The organism is Kitasatospora sp. NPDC051984, assembly GCF_044593455.1.
GTDB lineage: Bacteria > Actinomycetota > Actinomycetes > Streptomycetales > Streptomycetaceae > Kitasatospora.
This window is the reverse complement of sequence record NZ_JBIUCB010000005.1, coordinates 86,034-108,338: the sequence shown is the minus strand read 5'-3', so window position 1 is coordinate 108,338 and position 22,305 is coordinate 86,034. Positions and strand designations below refer to the sequence as shown.

The following is a 22,305-nucleotide window of genomic DNA, read 5'->3' as shown; positions in this document are numbered from 1 at the left end:
AAGGTGTGGGGGTGGGGCGCCCGGCGTGGGGGCGGGAGTCGCCCGGCGCCGGGGGCCTGGATCAGCCGGTGGTCAGCCGGCGTGGCCGAGCTGGGTGAGGGCCAGGTCCAGGGTGTCGGCGAAGAAGTCCGCGGCGGCGGTGTCGAGGCACAGCGGGGGCTTGATCTTCAGGATGTTGAGGTGGTCGCCGGTGGGCTGGACCACGACGCCGAGGTCGAGCATGCGATCGCAGAGTTCCGCGGTCTCCTCGGTGGCGGGCTCCAACGTCCCACGGTCGCGGACCAGTTCGAGACCGAGGTAGAGGCCCGAGCCGTGCACCGCGCCGACGATCCCGTGCCGGTCGCCCAGCGCCTCGAGCCGGCGCTTCAGGTGGCCGCCGACCCGGACGGCGTTGCCCTGGAGGTCCTCGTCGCGCAGGGCGTCCAGCACGGTCAGCCCGACGACGCTGGACACCGGGCTGCCACCGGTGGAGGAGAAGAAGTAGCCCTGCTCGCGGTACCGTTCGGCGATCGCCCGGGTGGTGATGACCGCGCCGAGCGGGTGCCCGTTGCCCATCGCCTTGGCGACGCACACGATGTCGGGGACGACCTGCTGCTGCTCGAAGCCCCAGAACCAGTGCCCGAGCCGGCCGTACCCGGCCTGCACCTCGTCGGCCACGGCCAGCCCGCCGTGCCTCCGCACCGCCGCGTACACCTCGGCGAGGTAGCCGTCCGGCAGCGCCACTCCCCCGGCGTTGCCGTAGAACGTCTCACTGACGAACGCACCGGCCGGACGCCCCACAGCAGCGAGGGCGTCGATCTCCGCCACGGCCTCGGGGGCGTAGCGGGCTGCGTCGGCGCCGCGGTGGCGGCCCCGGTAGGGGTTGGGCGAGTCCACGGTGTGGACCCAACTCGGTCGGGTGGCAAGCGCGTTGGGGTTGTCCTGGAGCGAGGTGGAGACGGCGTCGGAGGCGTACGTCCAGCCGTGGTACGCCTCCCGAAGCGCGACCACGTCGGGTTGCCCGGTGGCGCCGATGGCCAGCCGCAGCCCCAAGTCGACTGCCTCGGAACCGGAGTTGACCAGGAACACGGTGTCCAGCGGCGCGGGCAGCAGCGCCGCGAGGCGCTCGGTGAACTCCACCACCGAGGCGTAGTGGAAGCGCGAGTTGGTGTTCAGCCGCCGCAACTGCCGGGCCACCGCCCGCTCGACCCGGGGATGGGCGTGGCCCAGCGGGGTGACGTTGTTGACGATGTCGAGGTACGAGCGGCCATCGGTGGACAACAGGTGGTGGCGCCAACCCCGTTCGATCCGGGGCGGGGCGTCGTAGTAATGCCCCTGCACCGTCGCGAACACCTCACCGCGCCGCTCCAGCAGGTCGCTCCGCTCTTCCACCGGCTCGATGCAGGCCAGGCCCAGCAGCGGAGCGGGGTCGGCGGTGAGCGGCAGCCAGCCCGCGGCGTACTCGGGGCGCACCAGCGGCGGGACGGCCGGACCGTCGGCGTCGCGCAGCGCGAGGCGGACGGCGGAGCAGGCCGGGAGGTGGACGAGTTCCTCGCCCGCGCCGACCTCCGCACCTTCGGCCACCAGCGGGTGAACCGTTGCCGCGAAGGCCAGCTCCAACACCCACTGCCCATAGGTGAGTTCAATCTTCCCCGGCCCGGCGGCCAGCACCCGTCCGGCGTCGGGCGCGTGCGCCGCGGCGGTCCGGCCGAGCCACAGGTCGACGCCGGTGGAGACGGTTTCCGGGGAGACGGCGGACAGCGCGGGCGTCCGGGAGAGCCTGACGCCGCTGTACGGGGTGCGGACGGCCTGCGCGCCGCCGGCCAGCGCGGCAGCCGCCGCCCGGTCCTCGGCGCCGGCTTCCAGCCAGTTGCCGCCGTCCATCGTGTCGGCGTCGGTGGACAGGTCGAGGACGGTGAACTCGTCGAATCCGCCCAGCAGTTGCTGCGCCGTTGGGGCGACCGCGGCCGGTCCGTCGGCGTGGCCCGTCGCGTCCTGCACCAAGTTGGTCATCACCGCCAGCGGCAGGCGGGTGGCCTGCTCGAAGATCCGCCACTCCCGGTCGAGCGCGGCCGTGGCGTAGGCGTTGTCCGCGTCGACGGCCGCCTGCTGCCGCCCACTGACCACCAGCACGGCGGCACGCAGCACGACCAGCGGCCACAGTGCCCCCGCCTCGGCGGCGGACAGCGGCCGGACGGCATGGAAGGCCCGGACTGCGGGCAGCACCTGGTGGGGTTCGACGCCGTCGTGGTGGAGCATCGAGGAGAGCTGGACGGCGAGTTCGCCGACCGCCCAACTCGTGGTCAGGTCACCGAAGTCGATGATCCCGTCGGGCATCGGCGGGCAACTGCCCGGACGGCGGATCAGGTTGTCGTCGGTGAGGTCCAAGTGCACGGCCTGCAACGGCAGTTCGGCAGCGACCGACTCGACCCGCGCCCAGGCCTCGTCCGTCGCCGCCAGCACGGCGGCCCGCCGCTCGGGCTCGCCGACGTGCGCGGCGAGCCGGGCCACTACCCGGTCGGCGTGCCGCAGGTCCCACTGCAGGACGCGGTCGAGCCCGGGGTGCCGGAAGTACCGCAGCGTGGTGCTGACCTTCCCGGCGATCGTCCCCATCGCCGCGACGGTCCTCGCGGACAGATGCCGCGGCCCCGACAGCGCACCCCCGTCCAGGTGCCGCAACACCCGCGCCGTGACCGGCCCGCCCTCGACCTCCACCACGGCCCGGCGCGGGGCACCGTCGTGGTCGCGCAGCACGGTGGCCACCCGCAACTCCGGGTGCGCGGCCTCGATCAGGTCGGCGGCGGCGTCCTGGGCCTCGACCTCGACGGCGCCGAACGCCGGGTTGGCGATCTTCAGCACCGCGGCTATGCCCCCGTCCCCGTCGCGGAGCAGGAAGTTGGCGTCCTGCTGGCTGCCCAGCGACTCGGCACGCCCGGCGATCCCGAGCTCCCTGGCGGCGAGGAGCTCGGCCTCGGCCGGGGTGATGCGCGGGACGGGGAGTGCGTCCTCGGCGAAGAAGTCGACGGTGCGGTGCTCGGGGTGCGGCATGACGGGGTCCTCGGCGTGGTGCGGATATGACGGCGCGTCGGCGGCTGGGCCAGGGCCTGTCCGGTCGATCGCGCCCGGCAGGATCGGCCGGGCGGTCCCTAGTCGACGTGCCAAAGGAAGCGGTGGGTGTGGATCGCGAAGTAGGGGAAGTTCTCCACCGACACGACGCCCTCGACGGCGCGAACCACGTCGTTGACGAAATCCAGCAGGTCGCTCGGACGGTCGCACACCACCTCGACGAACAGATCGAACGTCCCGGCGGTCAGCACCGCGTACACGACCTCGTCGTGCCGCGACAACTCATCGGCCACCGCCCGGGGGTCGCCGTCCACATGCAGACCCAGCAGCGCCATGGTCTGCCGCCCCATGGTCATCGGGTCGGTCACCCCCACCACCTGCACCGCCTTGGCCTCGACCAGCCGCTGCACCCGCTGCCGCGCAGCGGACGGCGACAGCCCGACCTTTGGCCCCAACTCGGCGTACGGGATCCGCCCGTCCACCTGGAGCTCCCGCAGGATGGCCCGGTCGATCTCGTCCACGAAGCAAGGACCCTTCACTGCGGAAACCTGGGGAAACAGCAGCTCGGAGCGCTGTGAAGGACACCATGCCGGATCCGGACGCTCGAATCAATGGTCAGCGCAATCGAATCGAGCGCCCGGACACACGGATCGAGCGCCGAGGCGGCTCCGCCCGGCGGCTCGGCACGGCAGCTCGGCACGGCAGCTCGGCACGGCAGCTCGACACGGCAGCTCGACACCCAGTCGCGCGAGGAGCAGAAGCACCGCAGCGGAGACCTCTCAACTACCCCCACTGCCACCGGCATCGACGCCCCACCCCTCGTACGGGCCACCCTCCGACCGGGCAACGGTTTCCCGGGCAGCACCGCCACCGAGCAGGCCGGCGCCGGCGGCGAGCGTCGGCACCAGTGAACGCAGAGCCCGGCGCCCGTGAAGCGCGACCAGAAGCCCCACCTCCTCCGTCCCGGCCGGGGCGCCACCGGGAAGCGGATGCAGGCGGCGTAGCTCGCGCAACAGCCGACACCCCGCCAGGGTCCGCGCCGGGGCACACAGGACAGCAACCGCGAGCACCGCCAAGGTCACCCCCGCCCAACGGGCTCCCTGCGCCGCGATGCCCACGGCCGCACCGCCGGCTGCGAGGCCCAGCAGGCGGGCCACCATCAACCGGGCCCGGCCGCACCGCAGGCCGTGTCCGGCCAGTTCGGCGCCCGGCTCATCCCGTGCTCGCCGCACGACCGGGGCGGCGGCAGCATCGGCGAACGACAGGTCCCTGCCGAACGCCGTCCACACGGCCCGGTGCAACACAGTCACGTCACGCCCGGGCCCGGTGTGCACCACCCGCCGCAGCCGGCCACGCGAGCCTGCGTCGATCGCCCCGACAAGGTGCAGTTCCACGACGGCCACTCCCAGCGCGGCCTTCGAACCGCCCCGCACTCCCGCGACCTCGACCGCCGTCAGGCCGTCCACCCGCCCCGAACGGGCAACCACCGCAACAGCCCCGCACCGACCAGCCCGGTCACCGCACACACGACACCGATCTGCCACACCACGCCCCGCTCCCCTCATCAACTGCGGGACGTCATACCCATGTTCGACGGGTTCGCCCGAGCGACCCACCGCCGGCGCCGGCACGTCCCGCCACGGCCCTGACGGTCGGACCGCGAACGTCGAAGCGAAAGCCGCCGGACGAGGGCCGTCGTGGGCCCGCCCTCGTCCGGAACCTCCCCTCCGGGTGGGGCGGCTACGCCGCCCCCAGCCCTCGGTACTGCCGGAGGCTCAGCCCTCCGCCGCCACCGCCCGCTCGTTGCCGAACACCCGCCAGGACGGAGCGGCGACCAGCGCCGCCAGCACGGGCACGGCGGCGAGCAGCAGGCAGACGGAGAGCGGGAGGCGCTCGGTGAGCAGGCCGACCGTTGCGGTGGAGAGTGAACCGCCGGCGTTGAAGGCGGTGTTGACCCAGGCGCCGGCCCGGGTGCGCTGTTCGGGCGCGGCGATTTCGTCGGTGAGCAGGTAGGCGGTGGTGAGGGTCGGGGCGACGGCCAGTCCGGCGAAGGCGGCGATGACGGCCAGGACGGGGAGGGACGGGGCGAGCGCGGCGAGGGCGAGTGCGGTGCCGAGGACGGCGGTCAGGATGGTGAGCCGATTCCCGGCCGCCATACGCCAGTTGACGGCGCCGAGGGCGAGGCCGCCGATCGCGCTGCCGGCGGCGAGGGTGGCTTCCACCCAGGCGACGTCCGCGTCCCGCCCGTGCTGACCGGCGAAGACCACGGCCAGCAGGCCGAACGCGCCGAGCCCCGCCCCGGCCCCGGCGGCAGCCGCCAGCGGCTGACGGGCCCGGGACAGCAGCCCACGGGTGCTCGAAACCTCGTCTCCAGAAGACGAGTCGGCGCCACCGGTAGCCGTCTCTCGCGGCACGGACACCGCCAGCGCGAGCGTCCCGCCGAGGACCAGCGCAGCGCTGAGCAGCACGCCGACGGCCGGACGCGCGACCGTTGCGAGAACGCCGGCCAGCAACGGGCCGGTGACGTACAGGAGTTCCTCCGCGACGGTGTCCAAGCTGTAGGCCCGGCGCCGCAGTTCGGGGTCGGTCACCAGCCGGCTCCACTGCGCGCGGGTGACGGGCCCGAGCGGCGGGGCGAACACGCCGGCCGCCGCGGCCAGTACCAGCAGGACGGGGTACGGGGTGCCGGACCGCCACGTCGCGGCGGCCAGTCCGAGCAGGGTGAGCGCGTACCCGGCGGCCATCGGCGGCAGCACGCGACGCGGCCCGTAGCGGTCGACCATTCCCGCCCGGGCCGGGAACAGCAGGACGTTGACGGTGGAGAGCACGGCCATCACCCAGCCGGCCCGCGCGTACGAGCCGGTGGTGGCGGCGACGGCGAGCAGCAGGGAGAGCGAGACGGTGCCGTAGGAGAGGCGGCCGATCATGGCGGCGCCGAACAGTCGGGCGGCGCCAGGGGTGCGCAGAACAGCCCAATACGACGTAGACATCGTGAGGTTCCTCGAAGAAGCCGGGCGCGCGGCAACGAGCAGCACGCCGGTGAACAGGGACGCCGAAGGCACCGCGCCACCGGTCGTGGTGGGCGGGTGCCGCGCGGGGTCCTAGTCACGGATGAGGAACATGGCGGCATGCTAGCCCAGCCGGCCCGGACGCCGTCCACCCATTTACGTCCGGGCCCTCGCCCCTCACGTCAGCGCTGCCGCACCCACCACACCACCAGCCCCACCGCCGCCGTCCCGCCTGCTCCCGCCACCGCCCGCACCGCACTGAACAGCGCCGCCTTCGCCAGCCGCTTCACCGTCGTCGCCCGTCGACCGTCGTTCGCCATCGCGGGTACACCCCCGATCTCGTTCCGCCCGAGCCCGGCGCCGGGGCGGCGCCACCACCATCGGGTGAGCGGCCGCCCGATGGCCCGATCCCCGGGCGGTGCGGGCGAGTTGGGCGCTACGCTCCAGGTAGCGGCCCTGCCCGCATCCGCCCGCAGCGGGCGCAGCGGGCGGGCGGGCACGTACTGGGCAACTGCTCTTCTGGCTGACCGCGTCCGCGCTCCTCCTGCGCAACGACCAGGCGCCGCCCGCGGTCGAGGGCGTCAACTGACGCACCTCCACCGCTGCGACGCCGTGGTCACCGCAGCGGTCGCTACCTCGAGCTCCCCGCGTAGATGCGTTCGGCGAATTCGGCGAGTTGGTTCTCCGGCAGGTGCCTGGCCAGGTCCGCCTCGCTGATCATGCCGACCATGCGCTTGTTGTCGATCACGGGGAGCCGGCGGATGCGGTGGCTCTCCATCTCGCGCAGGACTTCGTCGATGCCGGCGTCCGCGTCGATCCAGCGCGGGGTGCCCTCGACAATGTCGGAGGCTTTGCAGTCGGCCGGGTCGAGGCCCTGCGCGACGCACTTCAGTACGATGTCGCGGTCGGTGATGATCCCGCACAGCCGTTCGTTGTGCGTCTCGTCGCCCACGGGCAGCGCACCCACGTTCAACTGGCGCATCAGCTGGGCGGCGTGCAGGAGATTGTCGCTCTTGGTGATCCAGTGAGCACCCGGATGCATGATGTCCTTGGCCGTGGTCATGCCGTCCTCCTGGTTACAGCTGGTTACTGAGTGTCCGGCCGCGGAGATCGCGGCCCGCCCTGTGGCGTTGCACCCCTGGTCCAGCTTCTCCCCGCGACGAGGTCCCCGCGAATCGGAACGCCCCTGGCAACGCAGCTGGAGGTCAACTTCCGCTCTCCGCCAGCACTCTCGCCGCATGCACCTTCCCGGCGTGCTCAACGAGGTTGATCAGCACGGTCTTTCCCGATCCCCGCTCCCGCGCGTCGCACAGCACCACGGGGGTGCCGCAGTCGAGGTCGAGGGCCCGCGAAACCTCCTCGGGGTGAAAGGCACGGGTGCCGTCGAAGTGGTTGACGGCGACCACGAACGGGATGCCGCGGTGCTCGAAGAAGTCGACGGCGGGGAAGCAGTCGGTGAGGCGGCGGGTGTCGGCGAGGACGACGGCGCCGAGGGCGCCCTGGGCCAGTTCGTCCCAGAGGAACCAGAAGCGGTCCTGGCCGGGGGTGCCGAAGAGGTAGACGGACAGGCCTTCGCGGATGGTGATCCGGCCGAAGTCCATGGCGACGGTGGTGGTGGTCTTGCGTTCGACGCCGCCGAGGTCGTCGATGTGGGTGCCGGCGGCGGTCAGTTGTTCCTCGGTGCGCAGCGGTTTGATCTCGCTGACGGCGCCGACCAGGGTGGTCTTGCCGACGCCGAAGCCGCCCGCGACCAGGATCTTCAGGGCCAGGTCGTCAGAGCGCGCGAAGTCCATGGATGACCTCCTGGAGGATGTGCTCGTGCGGGAGCAGGGCCGGGGGGACGGGACGGCTGACCCGGATGTGTTCGGCGTCGAGGAGGTCGCCGAGCAGGACCCGGACGACGCCGAGCGGCAGGTCGAGCTCGGCGGCGATCTCGGCGACGGACAGTGCGTTGCCCTGGCACAGGTGGAGGATGGCGGCCTGTTCGGGGCCGACCGGCAGAACCGCCGGATCGAAGACATCGGTGACGACCAGCGCGATCAGGTCGAAGGGCTGGCCGGGGCGGGTGCGGCCTTTGGTGAGCGCGTAGGGGCGGACCATCGGGCCGGCGGCCTCGTCGTACCACTGGACGGGGCGGTCGGGCGGCGGCGGGTAGCCGAACGGGGAGCCGGGCAGGTAGTGGCGCGGGGGGTAGGCCAACGGGGGTCACCCCTCCTGGGGGCCGCGGGGGGCGGCGGCCAGGTGTTCGCCGACCCGGCGCACCAGGCGGGCCATCTCGTAGGCGACCAGGCCGAGATCGGCGTCGGGGCCGGCGAAGACGGCCAGACAGGAGGCCTGGCCGGCGGCGGCGACCAGTAGGTAGCCGCGTTCCAACTCGACCATGGTCTGGCGGACTTGGCCGGCGTCGAAGTGCCGGCCGGCGCCCTTGGCGAGGCTGTGGAAGCCGGAGGCGACGGCGGCCAGGTGCTCGGTGTCCTCGCGGGCCAGGCCGGTGGAGTTGCCCATCGACAGGCCGTCGGCGGAGAGCATCACGGCGAACTTGACCTGGGCGGTGCGGGTGACCAACTCGTCGAGCAGCCAGTTCAGTTCGCCGGTGTGGTGGGCGGTGCCGATCATCGGGGGCGGTCTCCTCGCTCGAAAGGACGGGTGTCGGGGGCGCTGCCCCGGGCCCAGCCGTGCTGGAACGCGGCCATCGCGGCGCGGGCCTGCTCGGGGTCGCGGTCGGCGAACGAGGCGGGCGCGGCGGGCGAGCCGGGGCGCAGCCCGGGCCGGGCGGGTTCGGGGGCGTCGCGCAGTTGCGGCGCGAGGCTGGCCTGCCGTACCCGGCGCGGCAGTTGGTCGTCCCCGTCGGCGGGCAGCGCGGGCGAGGGCGGCGCGGACGGGAGCAACGACGCAGGCGGCGCAGACGGGAGCAACGACGCAGGCGCGGGAGGCGGCTCGGCCAGCGCGGTGGCCGCGGCCCGTCCGGGTACCGATGGCGGGATCAACGGCCGTGCGGGGTAGGCGGGTTCGACGAATCCGTCGGGCGAGAGTCCGTCCGCCTCGACGCCGCGCAGGTCGAGCAGCTCGGTCGGCAGCAGCACGACGGCCGTGGTGCCGCCGTAGGCCGACGGCCGGAGCGCGACCTTGACGCCGTGCCGCTTGGCGAGCCGGCTGACCACGAACAGGCCGAGCCGGTCGCTGTCGAAGAGGTCGACCTGGTCGCTGGCGGCGATCCGCCGGTTGGCGTCGGCGAGGGCTTCGGGGCCCATGCCGAGGCCGCGGTCCTCGATCTCCACCACGTAGCCGGTGCCGACCTGTTCGCCGCGGATGTGGATTTTGGTGTGCGGGGGCGAGAATCCGGTGGCGTTCTCGACGAGTTCGGCGAGCAGGTGGGTGAGGTCGGCGACGGCGGGGCCGGTGACGGCGGCGTGCGGGAGGCGCTGGACGTCGACCCGGGCGTACTCCTCGACCTCGGCGACGGCGGCGCGGACCACGTCGGTGAGCGGGACGGGCTTGCGCCAGGCGCGGCCGGGGGCGGCGCCGGAGAGGATGATCAGGCCTTCGGCGTGGCGGCGCATCCGGGTGGTGAGGTGGTCGAGCCGGAACAGGTCGTCGAGTTCGGCGGGGTCCTCGGTGCGGCGCTCCATGGCGTCCAGCAGGGTGAGTTGGCGGTGCACCAGGACCTGGCTGCGGCGGGCGAGGTTGACGAAGACGCCGGAGACGCCGGACAGCACTTCGGCGCGTTCGACGGCGGCGGTGACGGCGGCCCGCTGGACGGTGTCGAGGGCCTGGTGGACCTGGCCGATCTCGTCGCCGCCGTGTTCCCGCAGCGGCGCCTCGGTGTCCACGTCGACCTCCTCGCCGGACCTCAACCTCCGCATGGTGGCGGGGAGTTTGCGTCCGGCGAGTTCGAGTGCGGAGTTCCGCAGGGCGTGCAGTTCGGCGACCAGGCCGCGGCCGATCTGGACGGAGACCAGCAGGGAGGCGAGGACGGCGAGCAGGCCGAGCAGCACGGTGGCGCCGGAGGTGGTGAACAGGCCGAGGGCGTAGGGGTCGGAGCGTTCGGCGGCGGTCTCGCCGGCCTGCTGTTCGACGGCGGCGAGGTCGTGGGCGGTGGTGGCGGCGACGGTGGCCCAGCGGTCGGCGGGGACGGCGGCGAGCGCGGCGCGCGGGTCGCCGGCGGCGGTGACGGTTTCCTCGTAGCGGCGCAGTTCCTGGTAGTCGGGGCCGTTGGTGACGGTGGCCAGCGCGGCGCGGTCGGCGGGGCGCAGGTCGGGTGCGGCGGCCTGTTCGAACTGGGCGCGGGCGTAGGCGGCCTGTTGGACGGTGCGGTACTGGGTGTCGTCGAGCCGGCCGGCCCGGGCGGCGGCGCGCAACAGGGCGTCCTCGCGGGCGAGTTGTTCGCGGGAGCGGGCGAATTCGAGCAGTGCGCGGGCGTCGGCGGCGACCCGGTGGTCCTGCAGGGCGGTGAGCGAGCCGGCCACCGCGAGGGCGTTGTCGACGGCCGCGGTGTAGGCGTTGTACGCGTCGTCCCAGCGGACACCGTGGCCGGAGATCTGGCGGCGCAGCGCGGGGAGGGCGGCGACGGCGCGGGCCAGCGTGTCGAGGCGGCCGGCGGTCTCGTTGCCGAGTCCTTCGGCGTCGGCGCGGTTGTAGCCGGGCGCGAGGGTGAGCGGGGCGGCGGCGTTGTCGGTGTTCTGGGCGGCGGCGCGCAGTTCGCTGTCGCGGGCGGCGTCGGGGCCGTTGGTGGCGAGGAGTTGGCCGGCGGCGGCGCGTTCGGCCTGCAGGGCGGTGACGGTGCGGTCGAGGGGGGTGCGCAGGGTGGTTTCGACGTTCTTGATCCGCAGCAGTTCCCAGACGTCGCCGGCGGTGCTGACGGTGGCGAACGACCACAGCGCCATCAGCGCGACCACGGGGAGCATCAGGACGGCGACGATCCGGGCCCGGACGGTGCGCGGGCGCAGGCCGGGGCGGGCCAACGGGGCTGCGGGCAGCGGGGTTTCGTCGGCGGGCGGTCCGGCGTGGGCGCCGCGCCGGGGGGCGCCGGGCCGGTTGCGGGCGGGTCCGCGGGTGGCGCTGGGGGCGGGTGGTCCGCTGCGGGAGGTGCCTCGGGGTGGGCGCATGGGCGGGGACGGCCTTTCGGGGGGTTCGGCGCATCTGGCCGGGCGAGCGTTGAGACGGCGACAGGGTGGATGACGACCGGTCAGGCGGCGCGGCCGAGTTCGTCGACGGCGAGTTCCTCGACGGCGAGTTGGCCGGCCTCGCGGTAGGCGGCACGTTCCTGCGCGGTCGGGGAGAGCGCGACGAACGCGGCGGTGAGGAACAGGAACGAGCCGAGTCCGACGGCCAGCGGGAAGATGAACTGCATGGCGGTGGCGCCGCCGAGGCCGGTGCGGGCGGGTTCCATGTGGACGTGCACGGCGGCCATGCCGGTGTAGTGCATGCAGCTGACGGCGATGCCCATGACCAGCGAGGCGGCCGCGGCGGCGTACACGTTGCGGATGGTGACGGCGGCCCAGAGCGCGGCGGTGGCGGCACCGACGGCGATCAGCACGGAGAGCGCCACGGTGCCGAACCGGTAGTGCAGTTCGCCGTGGATGCGGACGGCGGCCATGCCGAGGTAGTGCATGGCGGCCACGCCGAGTCCGGTGGTGAGTCCGCCGAGCAGCAGGCTGCGGCCGCGGTGCCGGCCGTGGCCGACGACGAACACGCCGAGGCCGACCACGGCTATCGCGACCAGCAGGCTGAGCACCGTCAGCGGTACGTCGTAGCGCAGTTCGGTGCCGTCCACGGCGAAGCCGAACATGGCGACGAAGTGCATGGTCCAGATGCCGGAGCCGATCGCGGCGGCGGCGGTGAGCAGCCAGTTGCGGCGGGAGGCGCCGGTGGCGGACAGCGCGCGCAGGGTGCAGCGCAGGCCGAGGGCCGCGCCGACGCAGGCCATCGCGTAGGAGAGGACTGGGGTGAGCCAGCCGACACTGAAGTGGTCCATCGATCCCATGGGTTGCCTCCTGCGAGTGCCCGGCGGCGCTCGCCCACGCTCTTCTGAGTCAAAGCTCCTGGGTGCCAGGGCTCTTGTTGATCCGGGGACGCTGGACGCTACCCAGAGTTGATAGATGGTCACCAGAAGATCTGAAAAGCACCACGCGGCGTGGGTTCGGTGTGCTCGAATGGGCCCTTGGCCTATGCCCCCCGCATGCTCCGCCGGGCGCCGGGCTTCAACCGGGATGCGGACTGTCGGCCGGACCCGCTACTCTCCGCGTACTTTCCAGTTGGAACATCAATTCGAGGATCTACGTGTCCAATCCCGTCCCGCCCCCGCCGTCCGGCGCATTCGGTGCTCCGACGTACGCCGCTCCAGGGGCCGAGACCGCTTCCGCCCCGCAGGCGCCGTTCCACGGCCCGTTCTGTCGTTTCTGCGGTTCGGTCCCGGCCGTGGAGGCCACGGTCCGCGGCCACCAGGGCTTCATCGTGCTCATGCGGTTCCTCAAGCTGCGGGGCCCGTTCTGCCGCGACTGCGGACTGGCGTCGGTGCGTCGGATGACCTCGAACAGCCTGTGGCAGGGCTGGTGGGGCATCGGCTCGATGCTGATCAACCCGATCACCATGCTGACCAACCTCGGCGCCTGGTCGAAGGTCCGCCGGCTGCCCCCGCCGCTGCCGGGCGCGCCGGGCACCCCGATGCCGGTGGGCCGTCCGCTGTGGCAGCGGGTGCAGATCCTCGGCCTGCTGCTGCCGGTGCTGCTGATCGCCGCGCTCGTCTGGAACGGCGGCCACTCCTGGCGCGACGGGGCGACCGGCCCCGCCCCGGTCCGGGTGCACGTCAGCAGCTACCCGACCCCCACGGCCACGAGCTCCGTCGCCGACCCGGCGAACGTCAAGGCCGGCGACTGCCTGCGCACGGTCGGCGGCTCCACCCGCACCTTCATCGTCGTGGTCGACTGCGGCGCCAAGGACGCGGACTCCAAGGTGGTCGGCCGATCCTCCTCGACCGCCGACGACGCCTGCGACGCCTTCCCCGAGAGTGACAACATGCTCGTCCGCAAGGACAGCCCCAACCCGGTCACCCTCTGCCTGGTGAAGCTCACCCACACCGCCTGAGCCATCCGCCCGCTCCCCCATCAACTCGGGGAGCGGGCGGCACACTTGCTACTGACGCGGCGTCAGCTTCACCCGGACCGGACCGCGCACCTCCAGCGTGATGCCCTGCCCGAGCGGGACATCGGTGTCGACGGCCGCGATCTCGAACTCCCGCAGCAGCACGGCCAGCGCGAGCACCGACTCCAGCATCGAGAAGTGCTGACCGATGCAGGCGCGCGGGCCGCCGCCGAACGGGAACCAGGCGTAGCGGTGACGGGCGGCCTCCCGCTCGGGGGTGAACCGCTCGGGGTCGAAGCGCTCGGGGTCGTCCCAGTGCTCGGGGTGGCGGTGCGTCACGTACGGAGCGATCAGCACGTCCGCGCCGGCCGGGATCTCGACGCCGCCGACCACGGTGGAATCGACGGCCCGCCGGCCGACCGAGGGCGCGGCCGGGTAGAGCCGCATCGCCTCCTTCAGCACCCTTGTCAGGTACGGGAGTTGGGCGTAGTCGGCGGCGGTGGGACGGCGCCCTTCGGCGAGCAGCTCGGCGGCCTCCTGGTACGCCAGGCGCTGCTGTTCGGGGTGCTTGGCGAGCAGGTGCAGGGCGAAGGTCAGCGAGGTGGCGGTGGTCTCGTGGCCGGCCAGCAGGAAGATCAGCACCTGTTCGCGCAGTTCGGTGGCGTCGAGCTGGTTGCCGTCCTCGTCGCGGGCCTTGGCGAGCAGGCCGAGCAGGTCCTCCCCGTCCCGTTCCTCGGCGTCGCCCTCGGCGGCCCGCCGGGCGATGATCCCGTCGCACACCGCGTACAGCGCGCGTTCGGCCTCAAGTGCCTTGCGGTGCCCGGGCAGTGGCCATTCGCGGGGCAACCGGACGGGGGCGAAGCCGCGGTCGCGGACGAACGCGCCAAGGATCGGGAAGGCGTGGTGGACGGTCTCCACGGCCTGTTCGACGTCCTGGCCGAACAGGATCCGGGCCACGGTGCGCAGCGCGAACCGGGACATCTCCTCGGCGAGGTCCACCGTCCCCTCGGGGGCCTCGGCCCAGCGCTGCGCCAGCGATTCGGCCTCGACGCCGATGGCGTCCGCGTACTGGTCGACCCGGCGGCGGGTGAACAGCGGCTGGACGAGGCGGCGCTGGCGCAGGTAGTCCTCGTCCTGCGCGGTGAGCAGGCCGTTGCCGAAGCTGGCCCGGATCTCGCCGTAGAACACGTTGTCCTTGCGGAAGTTGGACGATTCGGTGGCCAGCACCTGCTGGGCGCCCTCGGGCGAGCAGACCAGGTAGATCTCGGCGCGCAGTCCGGGCGGGCCGGCCTGGATGCGCAGCACGTCGCCGTGGTCGCGGTGGGCGGCGACGTAGGTGGCGAGCGGGTCGCGCTTGAGGTCGAGCAGCGAGCCGATCAGCGGCAGTCCGGCCGGGCCGGGCACGCGGGTGGTCGCGGTCATGGAGTTCCCCCTCCGTCGGCGGGCGAGCCCCCGGACGGTAGGGGTTCGCTGACACTGCGTCAGTATCTCCCGGGGGGCGGGGCATGGCGAGAGGAACGATCATTGGCCTGATCTGGCGCTTGAGGCCTGGCACATGCAGCCCTTAAGTTCGCCTTAAGGTCGCTGGTGCGAGGGGGTCTCCCCCTTGAGCCCCGCAGTTGCGGCACTATGATCAGCTGATCGGCCCCCGACAAATCGCCGCGACCGCCCACCACGACCAGGGGAACCATCCATGCGCAGCGCCAGAAGCCTCCTCGCCGCCACCGCCGTGCTCGCCCTCGCGGCGGCGCTGAGCGCGTGCACCGCCAACCCCACGTCGAACAACGGCACGCAGAACGCCCCCAAGGTCGACGGCACGGTGACGGTGTTCGCGGCGGCCTCGCTCAAGGAGTCCTTCACCGAGCTCGGCAAGCGCTTCGAGGCCGCCTACCCGGGCACCAAGGTGACCTTCAACTTCGGCGGCTCCTCCGCCCTCGCCCAGAGCATCGTCTCCGGCGCACCCGTGGACGTGTTCGCCGCGGCCAGCCCCGCCACCATGAAGACCGTCACGGACGCCAAGCTGACCGGCGAGGACCCGAGGGTGTTCGTCCGCAACACGCTGGAGATCGCCGTCGCCAAGGGCAACCCCAAGCACATCGCCGCCCTGAAGGACCTCGGCGGCGCGAAGACCGCGCTGTGCGCCAAGGAGGTGCCGTGCGGCGCCGCCGCCATCACCGCGCTGAAGGCCGCCGGCGTCGAACTCACCCCCGCCACCTACGAGCAGGACGTCAAGGGCGCGCTCACCAAGGTCGAACTCGGCGAGGTGGACGCCTCGCTGGTGTACCGGACGGACGTGAAGGCGGACGCCGCGAAGATCGACGGCGTGGAGTTCCCCGAGGCCGCGCAGGCCGTCAACGACTACCCGGTCGTCGCCCTCGGCAAGGCGCCCAACAGCAACGGCGCCGCGGCGTTCCTCGGCTACCTGAACTCCATGGACGCCCGCAACGTGCTGACCGAGGCCGGCTTCCAGGTCCCGTGAGCACCCCCCGAACCACTCCCGCACCACACCCCCGGGGCCGGCGGCGGCCCCGGGGGGCCACCCGCGTCCCCGCCGCCCTGCTGCTTCCCGCGCTGCTCGGCCTCGCCTTCCTCGTCCTGCCGCTGCTCGGCCTGCTGATCCGCGCCCCGTGGAGCGCGCTGCCCACGCTGCTCACCGGCCCCGAGGTCTGGCAGGCGCTGCGGCTGTCGCTGATCTCCGCGACCGCCGCCACCGGCATCTCGCTGCTGCTCGGCGTCCCGCTGGCCTGGCTGCTGGCGCGCACCGAGTTCCCCGGCCGCCGGCTGCTGCGCGCCCTGGTCACCCTGCCGCTGGTGCTGCCGCCGGTGGTCGGCGGCGTCGCGCTGCTGCTGGTGCTCGGCCGCAACGGCATCGTCGGCCGCTGGCTGGACTCGGCGACCGGCATCACCCTCCCGTTCACCACCGCCGGCGTGGTGGTCGCCGAGGCGTTCGTCGCCATGCCGTTCCTGGTGATCAGCGTGGAGGGCGCACTGCGCGCCGCCGACCCGCGCTACGAGGAGGCCGCCGCCACCCTCGGGGCGTCCCGGCTCACCGCGTTCCGCCGGGTCACCCTGCCGCTGGTCGCCCCCGGCATCGGGGCCGGCGCGGTGCTCGCCTGGGCGCGCGCGCTCGGCGAGTTCGGCGCCACCATCACCTTCGCCGGCAACTTCCCGGGCCGCACCCAGACCATGCCGCTGGCCGTGTACCTCGCCATGGAGTCCGACCCGGAGGCGGCGATCGCGCTCAGCCTGATCCTGCTCACCGTCTCCATCGCCGTCCTCGCCGGACTGCGCGACCGCTGGATGTCCACCCCGTGAACCCTGCTCTGGACGCCCAACTCCTCGTCGAACGCGGCCCGTTCGCGCTCGACGTGGCGCTGTCCGCACAACCCGGAGAAGTCGTCGCCCTGCTCGGCCCGAACGGCGCCGGCAAGTCCACCGCCCTGCGCGCCCTCGCCGGGCTGCTCCCCCTCACCGGCGGCCATCTCGCCCTCGACGGCGAGCAGTTGGACTCCCCCGCCGACGACGTGTTCCGGCCCGCCGAGCAGCGCCCGATCGGCGTGGTCTTCCAGGACTACCTGCTCTTCCCTCACCTGTCCGCGCTCGACAACGTCGCGTTCGGCCTGCGCTGCAAGGGACTTCGCCGCGCCGCCGCCCGCGCCGAGGCACTGCCCTGGCTGGAGCGGATGGGCGTCGCCGAGCACGCCGGACGCCGCCCCGCGAAACTCTCCGGCGGCCAGGCCCAGCGCGTCGCCCTCGCCCGCGCCCTCGCCGTCCGCCCCCGCCTGCTGCTGCTGGACGAACCACTCGCCGCCCTCGACGCCCGCACCCGGCTCGACGTCCGCGCCGAACTCCGCCGCCACCTGGCCGAGTTCGAGGCCGTCGCGGTCCTCGTCACGCACGACCCGCTGGACGCGATGGTGCTCGCCGACCGCCTGGTCGTCATCGAGGCCGGCCAGGTCGTCCAGACCGGCCGCCCCGCGGAGGTCGCCCGCCGGCCGCGCACCGACTACATCGCCCGCCTGGTCGGCCTCAACCTGTACCAGGGCACCGCGAACGGCCGCCACGTCACCCTCCCCGAGGGCCAAGTCCTCACCACCGACGAGGAGTTGACCGGCCCCGCGTTCGTCGCCTTCCCGCCCGACGCGGTCACCCTGCACCGCCACCGCCCCGAGACCAGCGCCCGCAACCTCTTCCCCTGCACCGTCGCCGGCCTCGACCTGCACGGCGACCGCTTCCGCGTCGACCTCACCGGCCCCCTCCCCCTCGCCGCCGACCTCACCCCCACCGCCGCCGCCGACCTCGACCTCACCCCCGGCACCCGCGTCTGGGCCGCCGTCAAGGCCACCCAGACCCACGCCTACCCGGCCTGAGATCCTGCCCCTGTGCAACTCTTCCGGGACGACTCCCCCGCCTTCACCCAGCCGCCGCTCACCGACGCCGCCGTCGCCGAGGCGCAGCGCCTGCTCGGCGTCACCCTGCCCGCCGAGCTGCTCGCCCTGCTGCGCCGGCGCAACGGCGGCGCGATCGCCGACGAGTACGCCGCCTTCCCGACCGAACGCCCCACCTCCTGGAGCGACGACCACGTCCCGTTCGACCACCTGCTCGGCATCGGCCACCGGCCGGACGCCCTCTCGCTGCTCGACACCCCGTACCTGATCGGCGAGTGGGAGCTGCCCTCGCCCGTGGTCCTGCTCTGCGGCGACGGCCACTGGTGGATCGCCCTCGACTACCGCGCCCGCGGCCCGCACCGCGAGCCCTCCGTCACCTGGCTCGACGCCGAGGCCGGCACCGAACTCGCCCTCGCCCCCGACCTGCGCACCTTCCTCGAACAGCTCACCGCCACAAGCGCGTTCGACGCCTGACCGGCCCCTCCGGCTACCATCGGGGCCGAACCCGCCCGTCCCGCACCGGAGTCCAGCAGATGAGCGCACCACGAATCGGCGTCGTGATCGTCACCATGGGCAACCGCCCGCGTGAACTCACCGCCCTGCTGGACTCGGTGGACCGCCAGGACCTCCCCGCGCAGCGCGTCGTACTGGTCGGCAGCGCGTGCCCGCTCACCGACGTGGACCGGCCCGGGCTCGAAAAGCTCCCCCTCACCGACAACCCGGGCTGCCCGGGCGCGCGCAACGTCGGCCTCCAATCACTGCTGGACGCCGGCGACATCGACGTGGTGGTCGAACTGGACGACGACGGGCTGCTGATCGCCGACGACGTGTTCCGCCGCGTCGCCGAACGCTACGCCGCAGAGCCCCGGTTGGGGATCGTCGCGTTCCGGATCGCGGACGAGCACGGCGAGACCCAGCGCCGCCACGTCCCCCGCCTGCGGGCGTCCGACCCGATGCGGGCCGGCCTGGTCACCGCGTTCCTCGGCGGCGGCCACGCCCTCTCGGTGCCGATGCTGCGCCGCACCGGCCTGTGGGCGGGCGAGTTCCGGTTCGGCCACGAGGAGACCGACCTCGCCTGGCGCGCCCTGGACGACGGCTGGACCATCCAGTACGACCCGCAGGTGGTCCTCCAGCACCCGAAGACCTCTCCCGCCCGGCACGCCGTCTACTACCGCTACACGGCCCGCAACCGCGTCTGGCTCGCCAAGCGCCGCCTCCCCGCCGCGCTCGTCCCGCTCTACCTCGCCACCTGGCTGCTGCTCACCCTCGCCCGCACCCGCTCCCTCCCCGGCCTCACCTCCTGGTTCGCCGGCTTCGCCGAGGGCCTCCGCACCTCCTGCCCACCCCGCCGCCCCATGCGCTGGCACACCGTCTGGCACCTCACCCGCCTCGGCCGCCCGCCCCTGATCTGACGACCGCACGTGCCCGGGATTCGCGGTCGAATCAAATCCGTTGGCGCGGCCCGGCGCCTCCGCTAGGCTGCCCCGGCGGGCGGCTCCGCGGCGTGCTTCCTTCTCCTTCTCCGAAAAGATCAGCGCGCCCCCTCTCCGCCCGCACTCTCGTCTTCCGTCTCCGTGGGGGATCCCGTTCGCACGCCCCGAGCCAGCCGGGCCCGGTTCGACGCCAGTGTCGACCTCGACCTCGGTTCCTTCCTGCTCCGCCGCCGCGCCGCCGTCGCCGTCGATCCGGCCGAACTGCTGCCCGAGCCCGACCCGTGGAGCCTGCGCGGACTGACCGCACTGGACGCCGACCTGGCGTCCCGCGGCTACCTGCCGACGGCCGAACTGCGCACCACCCTGGCCAGGTTGGCCCCGCTGCGGCTGGCCGAGACCGGCACGGCGCTGCTCGCCAGGATCGACCACCTGCTGGGCACCGGCCGCCGCCACACCCCGCTGTTCCGCCGCTTCCCGGACGCCGTCCCGGACACCGCCCGGATGCAGCACAGCCGCCAGATGCGGGCCTTCCTGCGCAACCAGCCGAACCAGCCCTGCACCCGCTGCGCCCGGACCGGCGCGGAGGCCGGCATCGGCATCCTCGCGCCGTGCGCCCACCTGCTCTGCCTCGACTGCCTCGACGAACTGACCACGGTCGGCCGGGCCGCCCACTGCCCCGCCTGCTGGGAGCCCCTCGCCGAACGCCCGTTCCTGGTCGGCGGAAGCCGCACCACCCCCAAGACGGCCCCGCCGCCGCACAAGGGCCAGGCCGACCCCCCGACAACCGACCAGCTACGGCCGATCCGACTCCTGACGCGGCATCACATCGACGCCGCCATGTCCGAGTTGAACACGCTCCTGAGCCGCCGCACCCCCCTCGGCCCGCAGGACCGCGACGACCTGGCCACCCTGCTCGCCCACGCCCCGGCCGATCTGCCCCACCGACTGCCCGCCGAGATACCGGTACGCGAGACCAAGGCCCACGCACTGGCCGAACTGATGCGCCGCGACGGCGAGTTGGCCCTCCCCTTCCTGGCGGAACGGATCGACACCGCGACCGACGTGCTGCGCCTGCTCTGGGCCTTCTCGGGTGCCGAACCGGATCTCCAGCGCTCCACCGCCCGCCGCCTGCGACTGCGCAAGCTGCCCCGCCCGGTGCGTCGCGGCCTGCTGGAAATCCTGGCCGGACTGCCGACGTCGGCTCTCGCCGAGGACCTCCGCCGCCACCGCGAACCCTGGCTGCGCGTCGGCGAGTTGCTGCATCCGTTCGAGCACGCGGGCCGCTTCCCCTCGGGGGCCGCCGCATTCGCCCTGCTGCGCGGCACCGACCTCGACGGACCTTCCGCCGCACCGGAGTTGGCCGCACCGCCCGCACCGCTACGCATCACCACCGGCCCGGACGGCCGCCGACGGCTGTCGCACACCGGCTTCGCCTCCCGGGTGGAGGGCCTGCTCGCGACCGGCGACGTCTCGACCGCTCTCAACGAACTCTCGTCCCGCCCGGGAGAGTTGACCCGCCGCCTGCACCATCTCCTCCGCGTGCACGCGATCATGTTGCCCGGCGAACCGCTGCCACCCGAGCTGCTCGCCGTACTGGCCCGCGCCCTGCCCCGGGTCGCGCCCGGCCCGCTGCTCGGCGCGTACGGCCGCCTGCGCGGCCCGCGCACCGCGGGCGAACGACGACTGCACTTCCTGCGCGGCCCGGCCGCCTCCGTGCACGCCCGGGAGGACCACGGCACCGTCGTCCCGGCCGAGTTGAGCGCCCCGGTGGTCACCCTGATCGAGCAGGAACTGCTCCGCCGCGCCACCCCGACGCCCGCCGACCTTCCCGAACTCGCCGTCCTCGACGAGGCGTTGACCGGCATGGCCGTCCCGTTCGCCGAACGCGCGGCCGCCCGCGTCCTGGTCCCGGTACCGCGCGGCAGCCGCCTGCCGCTACCGACCGGCGACCGCCTGCGGCTGTTCCTCCACTGGCTGCAACCGCAGCGCCGCCGCGTCGACCTCGACCTCTCCGTTGCCCTGTACGACGCGGACTGGAAGTTCCACGGCCTGTGCGACTACACCCAGTTGATGTTCGGACAGCGCGCCGCCGTGCACTCCGGCGACTACGTCTCCGCCCCGCCACCGGACGGCGCCACCGAGTTCGTCGACCTGGACCTCGAACGGCTGTCCGCCACCCGGATCCGGTACGCCGTGATGCTGGTGTTCAGCTACAACGACGTCCCCTTCGACCAACTCCCGGAGGCCTACACCGGCTTCGCCGACCTCGACGCGACCCCGCCCGGCAGCCGGCTGCTCCACCCGCGCGCCGTCCGCCAACGGATGGACCTGACCGGCCACGCCAAGGTCTCCGTCCCGATGATCGTCGACCTGACGGACCGCCACTTCACCTGGACCGACCTCAACATCGGCGCCACCGGCCACTTCCACAGCGTCAACGCCTACCGCACCGCGATCGCCGAACTCTGCCGCGACGTCCTCACCCACTTCTCCCCCGACCAGCGCGCCACCCTCTGGGACATCGCCTGCGCCCGCGCCGCCCACACCACCGGCGAGGTCCTGGTCCGCGGCCTCGACGGCACCGTCCGCCACTGGCGCCGCCGCCCCACCGAAGACCTCCCCACCTTCGCCGCCCGCCTCCGCCACCGCCAGGACCCCGACGCCACCACCACCGAACTCCCCACCCCCCAACGAACGTTCCTCGCCCTCCTCCACGCCGACCTCCCCACCACCCCCCTCACCGGCTCCCTCTACCGCCTCTACCCCGGCCCCCTCGACGCCGCCCCCGACACCCTCCACCGCCTCACCGCCCCCGATCTGGTGGCCCTCCTCGCCCCCACCCGCTGACGCCCCCGCTATCCCTGCCCCTCGGCCCGCACATACACATCCCCGCCCCCAGGCAGCTCACCCCCCACCGCCCGCACCACAAACACCTGCCGCCCCACCTGCCCCGACACCAACGCCCCGTCCCCCGGCTCGTCCCCGGGCAACGCCTCCCGCAGATCCTCCGGAATCGCCACCGCTCCCCCCGGCTCGCCAAGGTCGTAAGTCCGCAGGAAATCCTCGACGTTGACATCCATACCCCCGCCCAGCCGGTAATGCAGATACCCGACAGCACCCCCGTCCGCCCGCCGCACCAACACGGCCTGCTCCGGCACGTAGTACCGCCCCTTCCCGGGATGCTGCTCAGCCCCCAACCCGGCCAGCCGCTCCGCCCTCACCGCATCGGTCACGAACGCGCCCTGACGATCCGTCAGCCATGCACCCCACCCCACCACCCCGACGGTGAACACCACGCACGCCCCGAGTGATCCCGCCACCAACCATCGCGCCACCCTGCGCTCACCCCCC

The 22,305-nt window shown here is 73.4% G+C and carries 20 protein-coding genes; 7 read left to right on the top strand and 13 right to left on the bottom strand.

The window, feature by feature from the left end; all coding sequences use genetic code 11:
* Window positions 1–72: 72 nt before the first annotated feature.
* From ACIHEI_RS11960 to ACIHEI_RS11910, 11 genes are all read right to left on the bottom strand, one after another.
* Window positions 73–3,027: an aminotransferase gene (locus ACIHEI_RS11960; RefSeq protein WP_396606506.1), complete on the bottom strand. Its 2,955-nt coding sequence runs from the start codon at window positions 3,025–3,027 to the stop codon at window positions 73–75.
* Between the two features lie 98 nt (window positions 3,028–3,125).
* Entirely contained in the window at window positions 3,126–3,566 is a 441-nt protein-coding gene (locus tag ACIHEI_RS11955) for an Lrp/AsnC family transcriptional regulator (protein WP_387634875.1), read from the bottom strand.
* A 258-nt stretch (window positions 3,567–3,824) separates the two neighbouring features.
* On the bottom strand, window positions 3,825–4,439 hold the full coding sequence (locus tag ACIHEI_RS11950; protein ID WP_396606505.1) for a hypothetical protein: 615 nt from the start codon (window positions 4,437–4,439) through the stop codon (window positions 3,825–3,827).
* A 381-nt stretch (window positions 4,440–4,820) separates the two neighbouring features.
* Entirely contained in the window at window positions 4,821–6,035 is a 1,215-nt protein-coding gene (locus tag ACIHEI_RS11945) for an MFS transporter (RefSeq protein WP_396606504.1), read from the bottom strand.
* 200 nt (window positions 6,036–6,235) lie between these two features.
* Window positions 6,236–6,373: a hypothetical protein gene (locus tag ACIHEI_RS11940; protein WP_396606503.1), complete on the bottom strand. Its 138-nt coding sequence runs from the start codon at window positions 6,371–6,373 to the stop codon at window positions 6,236–6,238.
* 311 nt (window positions 6,374–6,684) lie between these two features.
* Window positions 6,685–7,116 carry a CBS domain-containing protein gene (locus ACIHEI_RS11935; protein WP_392944590.1) on the bottom strand — a complete coding sequence of 144 codons (432 nt, stop codon included), beginning with the start codon at window positions 7,114–7,116 and terminating at the stop codon, window positions 6,685–6,687.
* A 142-nt stretch (window positions 7,117–7,258) separates the two neighbouring features.
* Window positions 7,259–7,846 carry an ATP/GTP-binding protein gene (locus tag ACIHEI_RS11930; RefSeq protein WP_387859565.1) on the bottom strand — a complete coding sequence of 196 codons (588 nt, stop codon included), beginning with the start codon at window positions 7,844–7,846 and terminating at the stop codon, window positions 7,259–7,261.
* On the bottom strand, window positions 7,827–8,153 hold the full coding sequence (locus ACIHEI_RS11925) for a DUF742 domain-containing protein (RefSeq protein ID WP_396606749.1): 327 nt from the start codon (window positions 8,151–8,153) through the stop codon (window positions 7,827–7,829). Before ACIHEI_RS11925 ends, ACIHEI_RS11930 begins: the two co-directional genes overlap by 20 nt.
* Window positions 8,154–8,258: 105 nt before the next feature.
* Window positions 8,259–8,669 carry a roadblock/LC7 domain-containing protein gene (locus ACIHEI_RS11920; RefSeq protein WP_387634894.1) on the bottom strand — a complete coding sequence of 137 codons (411 nt, stop codon included), beginning with the start codon at window positions 8,667–8,669 and terminating at the stop codon, window positions 8,259–8,261.
* Window positions 8,666–11,158, bottom strand: coding sequence for a nitrate- and nitrite sensing domain-containing protein (locus tag ACIHEI_RS11915; protein WP_396606502.1), 2,493 nt, complete (start codon window positions 11,156–11,158; stop codon window positions 8,666–8,668). The genes ACIHEI_RS11920 and ACIHEI_RS11915 overlap by 4 nt, the downstream gene beginning before the upstream one ends.
* Window positions 11,159–11,238: 80 nt before the next feature.
* The gene (locus ACIHEI_RS11910; RefSeq protein ID WP_396606501.1) at window positions 11,239–12,036 is read right to left on the bottom strand and encodes an MHYT domain-containing protein; all 798 of its coding nucleotides are present in this window, start codon (window positions 12,034–12,036) and stop codon (window positions 11,239–11,241) included.
* Between the two features lie 434 nt (window positions 12,037–12,470).
* Here ACIHEI_RS11910 and ACIHEI_RS11905 point away from each other — a divergent pair, with 434 nt between their 5' ends.
* Window positions 12,471–13,136, top strand: a complete 666-nt coding sequence (locus ACIHEI_RS11905) for a hypothetical protein (protein ID WP_396606500.1) — start codon at window positions 12,471–12,473, stop codon at window positions 13,134–13,136.
* 48 nt (window positions 13,137–13,184) lie between these two features.
* On the opposite strand, the gene ACIHEI_RS11900 is transcribed toward ACIHEI_RS11905, so the two are convergent.
* Window positions 13,185–14,555, bottom strand: coding sequence for a cytochrome P450 (locus ACIHEI_RS11900; RefSeq protein ID WP_396606499.1), 1,371 nt, complete (start codon window positions 14,553–14,555; stop codon window positions 13,185–13,187).
* Window positions 14,556–14,826: 271 nt separating this feature from the next.
* Here ACIHEI_RS11900 and modA point away from each other — a divergent pair, with 271 nt between their 5' ends.
* From modA to ACIHEI_RS11870, 6 genes are all read left to right on the top strand, one after another.
* The gene (gene modA, locus ACIHEI_RS11895; RefSeq protein ID WP_396606498.1) at window positions 14,827–15,612 is read left to right on the top strand and encodes a molybdate ABC transporter substrate-binding protein; all 786 of its coding nucleotides are present in this window, start codon (window positions 14,827–14,829) and stop codon (window positions 15,610–15,612) included.
* Window positions 15,609–16,448, top strand: a complete 840-nt coding sequence (locus ACIHEI_RS11890; RefSeq protein ID WP_396606497.1) for an ABC transporter permease — start codon at window positions 15,609–15,611, stop codon at window positions 16,446–16,448. Before modA ends, ACIHEI_RS11890 begins: the two co-directional genes overlap by 4 nt.
* The gene (locus tag ACIHEI_RS11885) at window positions 16,445–17,503 is read left to right on the top strand and encodes an ABC transporter ATP-binding protein (protein ID WP_396606496.1); all 1,059 of its coding nucleotides are present in this window, start codon (window positions 16,445–16,447) and stop codon (window positions 17,501–17,503) included. Before ACIHEI_RS11890 ends, ACIHEI_RS11885 begins: the two co-directional genes overlap by 4 nt.
* Before the next feature lie 12 nt (window positions 17,504–17,515).
* Complete coding sequence (locus ACIHEI_RS11880; RefSeq protein ID WP_396606495.1) at window positions 17,516–17,995, top strand: SMI1/KNR4 family protein; 480 nt, start codon at window positions 17,516–17,518, stop codon at window positions 17,993–17,995.
* Between the two features lie 59 nt (window positions 17,996–18,054).
* Window positions 18,055–18,933 carry a glycosyltransferase family 2 protein gene (locus ACIHEI_RS11875; protein ID WP_396606494.1) on the top strand — a complete coding sequence of 293 codons (879 nt, stop codon included), beginning with the start codon at window positions 18,055–18,057 and terminating at the stop codon, window positions 18,931–18,933.
* 162 nt (window positions 18,934–19,095) lie between these two features.
* Window positions 19,096–21,801, top strand: a complete 2,706-nt coding sequence (locus ACIHEI_RS11870) for an MXAN_6230/SCO0854 family RING domain-containing protein (protein WP_396606493.1) — start codon at window positions 19,096–19,098, stop codon at window positions 21,799–21,801.
* A gap of 8 nt (window positions 21,802–21,809) precedes the next feature.
* On the opposite strand, the gene ACIHEI_RS11865 is transcribed toward ACIHEI_RS11870, so the two are convergent.
* The gene (locus ACIHEI_RS11865; protein WP_396606492.1) at window positions 21,810–22,250 is read right to left on the bottom strand and encodes a hypothetical protein; all 441 of its coding nucleotides are present in this window, start codon (window positions 22,248–22,250) and stop codon (window positions 21,810–21,812) included.
* Window positions 22,251–22,305 lie beyond the last annotated feature (55 nt).